Here is a 12,051-nt window from a genome sequence, read left to right as displayed (position 1 = left end):
GGGAGCTGTTTTAAAATCGGTACATTCGGAGTTCAGGAGACGGGCGCGGATACCGTAGGGTGTATGCCGATATCCGTAGGTAAGTAACACCCTGTTATCGGATAACCGCAGGGCATGCAGGGGATGTCCCCGGAAATCCATCTTTTCCCAGGGTTGAAAGCTTTTTCCACCGTCCGTAGAGCGTGCGATACAAGCCATATCATCCATATCGGTTGTACGGAGAAAAGCAACGAGATCACCTTTCGGGGTCTTAAGCAGTGACGTCTCGCTAAAACTATACGTATCATCAGTAGCGACAGGACAGGCATATTGCCAGGTCACCCCTTTGTCTTCCGAGGCCAGTAAATGCGCGGAGATCTTTCTCGGAGTTTTTTTGTCATTGGCAGCCACAACCCATAAAATGCGTCCGTCTTCTTCTTCATACATTGCTCCGCGGTTATAGGCCGGTAACGGATTGCCTAAAGCGCTGTAATGAACCTCGGAAGGAATATGCGGGGGATAATCAGGTCCTTCCCATGTTTTCCCATTGTCCGAAGAACGGATCACATAACCGCCCAGAAAATAAGCCCGTCCATCTGCCATGTGATAGGGTTCCTTAAGGTTCGGCACTCCTGACGGAAGGATAAAAGCCCACGAATAGCTACTGCATATAAGGGTACCGTCACGTAATTTCAATAAACAGGGATCCTGTGAACCGCCAAAGGGATGCGCGTACATCAACTCAGGGTCTTTTGTCCAGTTTTCCCCGTCCGTCGACCGTACCATCACCAGGTAACTGTTCGGATCCACATGATTGCTTCCCGGCTCCCCGAATATTCGCCTGTTCGGGGCCCGGCGAAAGGCAACAAGAAACTCGCCGTCTTTACCTTGTACCACGGAAGGAAAGCAAGAGTAAAACCGGGCATCCTGATAAATGGTGATATCCTTGACCTTTCGGACATACGTTTGATCAAACGTATCCGTAGGCTGTTCTTCTTCCTCTAATCCAGGGTTAAGATCTTTATCCTTACAGGAGACTAATACCATTGCCGTTATTGAAAGTACAATGCCCAAATTTCTAACGATTCTTTTCATCCGGATAACATTTTAAATGATAGCTTATTTTCAATTTTTCACCTCATTCTTTACTGTGTAATTTCAAGAATGGTACCGGCAATGTGCCTTGTTCCTTCGCCCACATTGAAATAATAAGTTACGAGCGCCCTGTTGTCATCCAGTTGTACCGCCCAGGGATAACCGATATCGGTACTGCCGCCGTCTGAACGGAGAATGATTTCGGGAGCTGTTTTAAAATCGGTACATTCGGGATTCAGGATACGGGCGCGGATACCGTAAGGTGTATGCCGGTATCCGTAGGTGAGCAACACCCTGTTGTCGGATAACCGCAACGCATGCAGGGGATGTCCCCGGAAATCCATCTTTTCCCACGGTTGAAAGCTTTTTCCTCCATCAGTTGACCGGGCAATACAAGCCATATCATCCATATCGGTTGTGCGGAGAAATGCAACGATATCGCCTTTAGGGGTCTTATGTAAGGATGTCTCACTAAAACTAAACGTATTGTCGGTAGCAACAGGACAAGCATATTGCCAGGTTATACCTTTGTCTTCCGATGTTAAGAGGTGGGCGGATATTTTTCGCGGGCTCTTTCTGTCATTTACCGCCACAACCCATAAAATACGTCCGTCTTCTTCATACATGGCTCCGCGGTTATAGGCCGGTAACGGATTACCTAAAGCGCTGTAATGAACCTCGGAAGGAATATGCGGAGGATATGCAGGACCTTCCCATGTCTTCCCGTTATCTGATGAACGTATTATATATCCTCCCAGAAAATAAGCCCTGCCATCTGCCATATGGTAAGGTTCCTTAAGATTCGGTACTCCCGACGGAAGGACAAAAGCCCACGAATAGCTGCTGCATATAAGAGTGCCGTCCTTTAACCTCAGCAGACAAGGATCCTGCGATCCGCCAAAGGGATGCGCATACATCAACCCAGGTTCTTTCGTCCAGTTCTCCCCGTCCGTTGAACGCACCATCACCAGGTAACTGTTCGGATCCACATGGTTGCTTCCCGACTCCCCGAATATTTTTCTATCCGGTGCCCGCCGGAAGGCGACAAGAAACTCGCCGTCTTTTCCTTTTGCCACGGAAGGAAAGCAAGAGTAGAACCGGGCATCATTATAAATTGTAATATCCCTGATTTTCCGGACAGATGTTTGATCAACCGATTTCATGGGCCGGCTTTCCGATTTCTCAGAAAGAAACATGATAAAAACACTTATAATCAAAATTTTGCTTAATAGTCTTAATTGCATACGATTAAAAATTTAGGCACAAGAATCAAGATACAAGTCATTTGAATTATATTCCTGTATGTGATTGGTTATCTATTGCTATAGGCTCCATAGAATTTTATCCCTACAATATGTACACCGTTAGGATTTGCAGAATAATACTCTTCAAAAACTAACCTTATATATCTTATTTTTTTATTCGTCATTTCTGGATAAATTTCCGCGGTAAACCCATTGTCTGCATGGATCAAATCATCCATTGTAACTTGCGCTTGATTTTGGGCACCGGAGGGGGGTAACAGGTCATTCTCCCCAAGTTTTACCCAGTCTTCTTTCCATGCGTCAGTTCCTCCTACTTGTTCCCACGAGGTCCAGTACTGTAATCCTTCCATTCTATTATTAAAATCTGTCGCACTTTTGGGCTTATTATTAGTTCCCCAGATCTCTATTCGTTTCGGTCCTTGAGGCAATGTATAATAATAGCGATTTGAGGGATTATTAAAATCAGCACCTACGTCACGCCCCCTACTCCAGTAAATATGCCTGCTTAGTGAAACTTCTTCACCTAAGTCTATTGTCCAATAATTGGGTATGGGTTGAATATCGTTCTCTGAATTTGGTAGTATTGTTGGATCCCATCTGGATAAGAATCCTCTCATTGATAACCAGAATGCAACTGAATTCCCGACCGTATTACCGGCAACAACCAATTGAAGCCCACGTGTGTTATCTCCCCATCTGTAATCATGAAAATCTCCTGTATATAAATTTTCAGCTTCAAAATATTTTAAATTCCATAGTAATTCACCGTTTTCATTATAGGGCTTAATTTCTTCTTCAAACAATGGAGATAAAGTGTTTTCCCAAAATGATTGATTATCCCATTGATCTTTTACTACAATCTTAAATTTTCGAGGCTGATCATCAAAACCCCTGAAGGAGTATCTGCCTGTAGGGGAATTTGAATAATAAGTATAATCCTCCTTCATTTCTCCTTCGGAATCCTCCGCGAAAAGAGTAAGGGCCAGATCAGTCCTAAAACTGTTATCCCATTCAACGTAAATTCCGCCGAAAGTTTCATTAACAACCATTGACTCAGCAACTAATTCAACCGGGGGAGTTAGCGGATTAATTTGTAAATAGACAGGTATCGATTCGTTGAAGCTTTTATCAATACAGACTAATTTTACCAATTGCTCTTTTGTATCCCCAAATCCTTCCACTTTAATTGTATCACGATATGCAGACGAGTAGATCTCGACCTCCCGGCCTTTCAAATTATATATTGCTTTCACGGCAAGTATATCTTTATCATCCGGCAGATTGTAGGTAATAATTGCACCTCCATTTATGTTTTCCACAAGAGGATTTTGCACATGCCCTGGTGGTATATTGTCTTTTTTATCACTCCAATCAGGTGTTTCTGCACAACTAATAACCAAGGAAGTAATTAAAAGCAAGAACAGTATTTTTTTCATATCATTCAATTTAAATTCATATTTACATACAATTATTTATTACTTCCATCCCGGATTTTGTAATAAATTGGGATTTATATAAATGTTTGACCAGCGTATTGGCCACAAATAGTCTTTCTTTTCATATTTAGGCTGGAAAATAGTCGTCACATTGTAAAAATCAGTTCCTGATCCATATACATTCAACCCTCGAATAGGTTTATTATAGAATTGTTCGGATAATTTCCATCGGCGTAAATCCCAAAACCTGCCACCTTCAAATGCAAGTTCATTTAATCTTTCTCTCCGAATTATATCTCTCATTCCTTCTTTAGATAAAGGTTTATCCGGTTCAATAGAGTACTCTCCCCAGCTTTCAACAACACCCTTGAGGCCGGTCCTATTCCTTACAAGATCAATAAATTCATACACTTCAAAATCAGGAACATCTTTTATTTCATTTAAAGCTTCAGCATACAGTAAATAAAGATCAGCCAATCTTATTATTGGAAATGCGTATGAATATGTATTTATGTTACCCGATGCACTAGAAGTTAAATAATGAATCAGTTTATTGGACAGATATCCGGTGATACCATGCCTTGATCTATAAAAACCTCCGGGTAGATTGTTAAATTTCAAATATATAGTAAATAAATTTTCATCATCTGCATGTTTTCCCTGACCATAAAATCTCATTCCATCAAATATTATTGATCCATAAAAACGTGCTTCACGATTAAAATGGAGATTTATGGTTTCATAATTTTCCCTTATGTAATATTTATGTTTTTCATCGCCTCTTTTTATTCCATACCAATCAATTCCCTGCCAGTTTTTGTCTTCCTCAATAGGGACTCCATTGCTGGAATAGAACTGTTCAACGATATTCAGAGGGGGAGCGTAAGTTGGCAGCATATCGTCTGTCGCTTGACTTATAGTGGGGTATGATAATCTTTGAAGGCCGTTAGATGAGGTGCGTGAGTTTCCCCAAATTATTTCCGGATTCCAGCGTTCGACAACAGCACCTCTTACCTGCATAGCCATGATTGTTGAGCTATCTAAAAATCTTGCATAAAGGCTATTATTATAATCATATAACTCATGTCCCGCTTCATGAGCGATATATATAGCTTCCTTTAATGCTTCTGCTGCTCTTATCCATTTTTCTGTACTATATTCTTGTGGGAATAATTGAACTCCTCGATTGTCTACTACATTTGCATAATCTGTATTGCCATTAAACAGGGGGCTTGCAGCAAGAGTTAAAACTTTAGCCTTTAAAGCCAATGCAATTGGTTTAGTAGGGCGTCCCATATCATTAATTTCATCCTCAATCCTTAATGGAAGATCTTCAGCACACTCATCTAATAGAGAAACAATATAATCAACCACTTCATCGATAGGATCTCTATATATTCTTGTAATTTCCGGAGCTGAATCGATGGGTAAATTTTCTCTGATTATGGGAATAGGCCCGTACATCTGCAATAGCCAAAAATGAAAATACGCTTTCATAAATTTTGCTTCTGCAATCCAAAGTTTTTTCTCAAAATCACTTAAATCATAAGGTTTATCAATATTTTCAAGAAAAATATTAATGTCCCTAAGTCCGGTAAAAAGGTTTTTCCCACCTCTTGCATTACCATCATGTTTACTTGAAAAGTAATTTGCTAAAGGATTAGTAGCACCCTGTTCTCCTTTAAATATTTTATGCAGGTCAGGGGTAAAATCTAGCAACGGTTCATTAAACCAGACTTCATCTCCAGCTGTTAACGCGGGATCTTGATGAACGTTGCCAATATCAGGCATAAAACCAAAACATCCAAAAAGAAACCCTTCAGCTTCATTTCGATTTACAAAGGCGTGGTCTATCGTAGGAATATTATCCGGAACTACATCCAGATAGTCTCCACATGATACCGATATCAATGAAATAGCAACCACTAGCAATTTAAATCTGTTTTTCATATTGTTTTTTTTACAAAAGTTCATTTTTTCTTAATAAGACACCAAATTACAGGCAGTTAAAATGAAATATTAATCCCTAAATTTGCCACTCTCTGTAACGGATAGTTAAGCCCGTTACCTCCTAATTCAATATCCCAAATATCAAATTTGCTCAGCAGAAATAAATTTGATCCATTTAAATAAATTCGACATGTTTCTAATTTTATTTTATTTACAAGATTATTTGGAAGTGAATAACCTATCTCAACATTTTTAAGTCGTAAATATGATCCGTTCCTCATGAACCAGGTACTTCTTTCGTTATTGTTATTAATTTTATATAAAGATAATTTCGGCCATTTGGCTAAGGGATTTTGTGTAGAATAAGACCAGTAGTCATCTGCAATAAATTTTGCAAGACCTGTTTCTTCTCGTCCTGACCTGATAAAAGGAGACATTGCGCCTGAATCGATCCAAAAAGATGACCTTGCGGATCCGTGAAAGAAAAACGAAAAATCAAAATTTTTGTATCCTATGGATGTACCAAACCCATAATTAATTTCAGGCGTAGTAGGAAAACCAATAGGGACTTGATCCAATGTATTAATAACACCATCATTATTAATGTCTTTATATTTTATGTCACCCGGTCCATATTCTCCAAAATCTTGAATAGGAGAATTCAACACGTCAGCATCATCAATAAAAAGCCTTTCCGCAACATATCCCCACAGTTGAGAAATAGGTTGTCCCACTCTGGATTTCCATGGAGCAAACCAATAATCAGGTTCTTCATACTTTTCAAATAATGATCGTGCGTATGTAAAATTTCCCCTAACCGTTACCCAAAAATCGTTGGAAAAAGATTGTTTATAATCTAATTCAAGTTCAAAACCCCTTCCGGAAGCTTCACCTATATTAGCCTGAGGCGTACTCCATAATCCCATTGTTGTTGGAATATCTGCACGTGTCTGAAGAATATTTGTTCTTCTTTCTTTGAATACCTCCGCGATAACGTTGAATTTATCTTTAAAAAGCCCAAGCTCTATTGCCAAATTAGCTTTATAAGAAACCTCCCATCCAATAGCCGGATTTGAATAGTGTGAAATTGAGACTCCGGTTCTACTTTTACCACTAAAGTCATATCCCAAACTATACCCTTCACCCCCTCCAATGTTTACTCTTGATAAGTAAAAAAAACGTTCTGCCCCTATAGCATCATTGCCTACTAATCCATAAGTCCCACGTAATTTTAGCAAAGAAATATTATCCAAAATATCCCCGCCCCAGAAATTTTCATTTGAAATAATCCACCCTAATCCTAATGAAGGGAAAAAACCCCAACGGTGATTTTTGTCAAATTTTTCAGAGCCATTATACCCAAAGTTGAATTCAGAGAAATACCTACTGTCGTAATTATATGTAAAACGGCCTGATAGTCCCAGGTTTCTATGAGGTAACGAGTTTGACAAATTGCCGGCATTGCCTGTCAGTTGCTCTCTCGTTAAAAATATCAGCATTCCACTTACTCCATGTCTATCAAATATCCTATCGTATGATAAGGACATTTCGGAATAAAATTGCCGTGATACGCTTTTCCCCCCTTCGCTATACCCCAGGTATTCTGTTCCAGATAAAGGATTTAATTCAACCAATGAATATTTATTTGTGACTCTATCGTAACTGGCAATATTATAGTAATACGGATTATAGCTACGTTGCAAATCGAAGTAAGAGTATGATGTGGCATTGGCTAAAATTCGTGCAGCGAGTCCAGGAGTTATCATGCTAAGATCCTGATTAAGTTCACCTTGGGCCATCATAACTGTATTTCTTGTTTCCTTGTATCCCTTTATCATTTCGGCATAAGGATTCAAATATTCACCCCCCTCTCCAGCATTCCCAAATAAAATGTGCTGAGATAAAGCATATGTTTCATCTGGTTCGTAATATGCCGGAAATCTGACCGGGCTTACCTTGAGATTTTGACTATACACTGTACTCCCTCCACTGATAGGGCCAATATAATCATCGAAGGCACCATGTACACGAACTATAGCTTCGGTAGTTTTGGTGAGATTTATATTAATATTGGATCTGATTGAGTATTTTTTTAAATTAATATTGTTATTAAAATTATTCCGTTTGTCAACCTTTAGAATTCCGTTATCTTGTGTGAATGATCCTGCAATATAATACCTGGAAATATTTCCTCCACCTGATATGTTCAGATTGAAACGTTGGTTCATTGTGTAATCTTTAATTGTTAGCCCTCTCCAGTCAACAGCAGGATATACATAAGGATTGGTGTTTTTTATAGTATTATCTATTTTCTCGTTCGAATACACTAATGGATTTAAACTTCCACGGGATTGTGAGGCTTCATTCGACATTCTCATATAAGTGATTGGATCTGCCATTTCGATTTCGGTTGTAGGTTGAGAGAAAGAGTTCTCAACCCTCACTGACACTCTTACTTTCCCCTCGCTCCCCTCTTTGGTAGTAACTAATATTACACCATTTGCTCCTCTCGCTCCGTATAAAGCTGTTGCAGTAGCATCCTTTAATACAGAAAAACTTTGTATATCGTCTGGATTCAAGCGATTTAAATCGCTTGAATTAACCTCCATATTATCAATCAGAATGAGAGGGTCAACTTTTCCTGTTCCAAAAGTAGTTATTCCACGAACAAAATAATTTGCATCGTCCTGCCCGGGTTCCCCACTTGTTTGATAGGAAATCATCCCGGCAATTTTCCCCGCGAATGCTGTTGATAAATTACTTGAAGGAATTTTTAAATCAGCTGTATTTACCGTAGAAATAGAAGAGATGACACTCTCTTTCTTCTGTTTTCCAAAAGCGACGATTGTCACTTCCTCTAGTTCATCGATTTTGTCCTGCATCGTAACGTTAATCGTGGTTGAAGTTCCTACTTCAATGGTTTGGTTTTCCATACCGACGAAAGAGAAAACCAGCTTGTCGCTAGGGTCAACATCAATAGAGTAAGCGCCGTCGATATCCGTGATCACGCCCTTCGTAGTGCCATCAATAACGACGGTAGCACCTGGCAAGGCTTCTCCTTCCTTATCGGTTACTACACCCCGTACTCTTCTCTGTTGCTGATAAATATCTTCGGCTTCTCTTGCCTCCTCAATCCATTTTCCACTCGAATAACCATTTACCGCGTGCGAAATGGCTATAGCAGAGAACATCATCATTAAGGTTATCGCTACACTTCTTAACGCTTGTTTGGTATTATTGACTATCTTATTCCCATCAATAGAGTATTTATTCATAACTTTGAATGATTTTAATTATTTAACCCAGTAATTAGAATTGGTCAGCCGAACGTTTTTTGCCCATTCGTTCGGCTTTTTTTATTTAACCGCGTTACAGACTGTTTACCGTACATTTCATTTCTTAATTTACATTCTTGTTTTACTTCCATAGGCGAGATAATTTGAGATTTATTTATAATCTATCTATATTTATGCATTATTGTCCGTGTTTTTTGTCAACGTAGCTAAGCAATATCCCTATAATTGTTCCCCCAAGAAGGGATAAGGGAGTAATCCACAAAGAGGAAATTCCAAAAATCTCGAAAAAAGCAATTAAAATTGCAATAACTAATGAACTTACTCCTGCCCATACCGTGCTTCTGTCTGTAGCAAAAGGCACGAATAGAGCCATTATGAACAAAACAAAAAGCGGTGCTACCACCAAGTTTACCACTCGTTGGATCACATCAAACAGGTTGCCGGTGACATAGGGCAGGAAAAAAGTGGAAAGGGCGACCAGTATTCCAAGGGTTAAGGTTAGCCTTTTTATCAGTTTAAATTCTCTTTTTTCATTGACTAGTTTGCTTTGAACTTTTTTCCGTTTTTTGATGACATCTTCCATTATCACGGTAGAGGTTGAATTTAAACCGGAGGATAAGCTCGACATGGCAGCGGCCAACAACCCGGCGGTAATCAAGCCTGTTAATCCCGATGGAAGCCCTACACGGATATACAAGGGGAATAGAGAGTCTGCATTATCCGCGATGGCACCATCCCCGAGTATCTCCGGGTTATGAAAAAAATAGGCCATAATACAGATGCCGGCGAATGCCAGTAGAATCTTAATAAGCCCTCCACCCCAGAGAGAAACATTATACGATGAAGTAGCATCTTTCACGCTTTTCGTGGATAGGTATCTTTGAATTGCCATTTGATCTGATCCGGCGGTACACAATTGTATCACTAAAATCAAAATAAAAATATTTCCCACGGTCATTCGTTTAGTCGGGTGTATTCCCCAGTTAACGGGTTCCCAATGGGTATAAATCTCAGGATCGAAGAGTTTCTGGTCGGCACCAAGTTGGACATGGACAAAAATGATTGTCAATATAAGGCCGAAAAACATTATAAAAGATTGGACAACATCTGTCTTAACCACGGCGTTCATGCCTCCCAGTGATGTGTAGATAACGGTTAGAAGGGACAAAACAACACTTATAACCGGAATTAGTGGACGGTTAATATCAAGTATAGGTACGAGAGCAACATCTACTGTCGCATAGATTATGGTAGTCATCCATAAAAACCGCAACGAAAGGAAAAATAAAACCGCGAGATTTCGGGTGGCAGGCCCAATCTTGACTTCTAAAATTTCATACGCACTTTTGACGTTCATTTGCATGAATTTGGGAATGAGAAATCTTCCAACGAGCCAGTTCGCGACTGGTAAAGCAAGAATTCCCGCGAGAAATACGGGTCCATATTTAATCATCTCTCCCGGGTAAGACAAGTAACTTAAAGTACTGAATAGGGTGGCAAACAATGAAATTCCTATCGAAAACGAATTCATTGTTTTGCCGCCCAAAATATAATCTTCAACCGTTTTATTTTTCCTGGAAGATAGGTATCCAATTAATAACATTAACAAGATATATACGATGACTATACTCCAATCTAAAATCGAAAAATTCATGCTTTTTTTCCTTTAAATCACCTCTTTATCATTTTTTCCGCGCTTCTCTTTAATATACATGTGGTAAGGAAGTAAATGCCTTTTTATGATATCTTCATATCGTAACGGGTCTCGACTCTCTAATGCTTTTACGATATCGTAATGGGTTGCCTTCAAATTCTTTTTCGTCAAGTTTTCATTGAAAATTGTAAATTCTGAACTATCATAGAGCCGGAAACGCATGGATATGATGATCTGCATTAAATCAATCAGGGTTTGATTATTAGCAATTTTGTAAATGATGGTATGAAACTTTATCTCATCTTCCGTGGAAAACCGCGCGTCTTTGTTTTTTATTAAATGGAGGGGGAGGGCCTCGTAGAGTTCTTCAATGTCTTTATCTTGCAGATTCTCAAAGAGAGAAGGTATTATGCCAATCTCTAATATATATCTCAATTCCAGCAGATCAAGATAACGATCTTTACTAAGAAGGAGGGGATCAACAATTCTGCTTAGATTTTTTTTCATGTCTGGCTCTTGTAGATATATCCCTTTCCGCTTGCGGCTGTGGATTATTCCAAATGAATTCAATCTACTTAGCGCCTCCCGAACCACGTTTCTACTTACGCCGAGTTGTTCTGAAAGTTGGCTTTCATCAAAAGGGAATTCATCTCCAGATTTTAATTGGCTCTCTTTGATGTAATTGAGAATCGCTTCTTCTGCTAGGTCAACAAGTGTTGTTGTCCCATTCTTGATTTCAATCTTGAAGGCTTCTTTTTTCATATGTTGTATAAGTATAATATGTCCTACATAATGACAAACAAAAATATGATTAATTCACAGAAAAAACTCATTAATTTAGTTAAATAATGATAACAAACAAAAAAGGCTAACAATTCTTACTTCTCATCTATTTGTAATGATTATTTTTTTAGGATATTAATTTTAAAATCAATCTACTTCAGTATATTCAACGAACTAAGTGAGAGATATGATTTAATTGATTTTTCGTATAGTCAATATAACGTTAATTCCTGATTTAATGGACCGAACCCTAATTTTTAAAGTGAATGAGTCTTTATAAGTCTCATAAAGTTCACATGTTTAGCAATCTATCAAATTCGTCACCAGTTTGGCGATAAATCATAGAGTCCTGATTTCATGATATTTGTAAATTTCCACCAGCTTGATGGAAATTTTGCCAGCCTCACTATTAAACTGATAAATAAAATGTTTGGCATAATACTACAAACAACTTTTAACTATCTGATTATAACTGTTTTATTCGCCATAGAAAATAATATTTTTTATTAAATCAGTCCGGCTCCTAAAGCCAATGATACAATGATCAGCATGATCGCAATAGTTCCCTGCAAAAACTTCAATGTGACTTTTTT

7 protein-coding genes are annotated in these 12,051 nt (G+C 38.7%); all 7 read right to left on the bottom strand.

Translation table 11 applies throughout. The annotated features are described in order from the left end of the window. A partial coding sequence (locus Q0502_RS13080) for a sialidase family protein (protein WP_298651408.1) occupies window positions 1–1,074 on the bottom strand: 1,074 nt, incomplete at its 3' end. Window positions 1,075–1,124: 50 nt separating this feature from the next. Beyond that, a complete protein-coding gene (locus Q0502_RS13075) occupies window positions 1,125–2,237 on the bottom strand; it encodes a sialidase family protein (RefSeq protein ID WP_298651407.1) in 1,113 nt (370 codons plus the stop codon). 149 nt (window positions 2,238–2,386) lie between these two features. Then, window positions 2,387–3,775, bottom strand: coding sequence for a DUF5126 domain-containing protein (locus Q0502_RS13070; RefSeq protein ID WP_298651405.1), 1,389 nt, complete (start codon window positions 3,773–3,775; stop codon window positions 2,387–2,389). A 39-nt stretch (window positions 3,776–3,814) separates the two neighbouring features. After that, a complete protein-coding gene (locus tag Q0502_RS13065) occupies window positions 3,815–5,725 on the bottom strand; it encodes a RagB/SusD family nutrient uptake outer membrane protein (RefSeq protein ID WP_298651403.1) in 1,911 nt (636 codons plus the stop codon). 56 nt (window positions 5,726–5,781) lie between these two features. Next, the gene (locus Q0502_RS13060; protein ID WP_298651401.1) at window positions 5,782–9,000 is read right to left on the bottom strand and encodes a TonB-dependent receptor; all 3,219 of its coding nucleotides are present in this window, start codon (window positions 8,998–9,000) and stop codon (window positions 5,782–5,784) included. 199 nt (window positions 9,001–9,199) lie between these two features. Continuing rightward, window positions 9,200–10,675, bottom strand: a complete 1,476-nt coding sequence (locus tag Q0502_RS13055; RefSeq protein ID WP_298651399.1) for a hypothetical protein — start codon at window positions 10,673–10,675, stop codon at window positions 9,200–9,202. Between the two features lie 12 nt (window positions 10,676–10,687). Further along, on the bottom strand, window positions 10,688–11,437 hold the full coding sequence (locus Q0502_RS13050; protein WP_298651397.1) for an FCD domain-containing protein: 750 nt from the start codon (window positions 11,435–11,437) through the stop codon (window positions 10,688–10,690). Window positions 11,438–12,051 lie beyond the last annotated feature (614 nt).

This window comes from uncultured Proteiniphilum sp. (assembly GCF_937873925.1).
Classification (GTDB): domain Bacteria; phylum Bacteroidota; class Bacteroidia; order Bacteroidales; family Dysgonomonadaceae; genus Proteiniphilum.
Note: the sequence above shows the minus strand (reverse complement) of the source record. Positions and strands in the feature narration are given on the sequence as shown.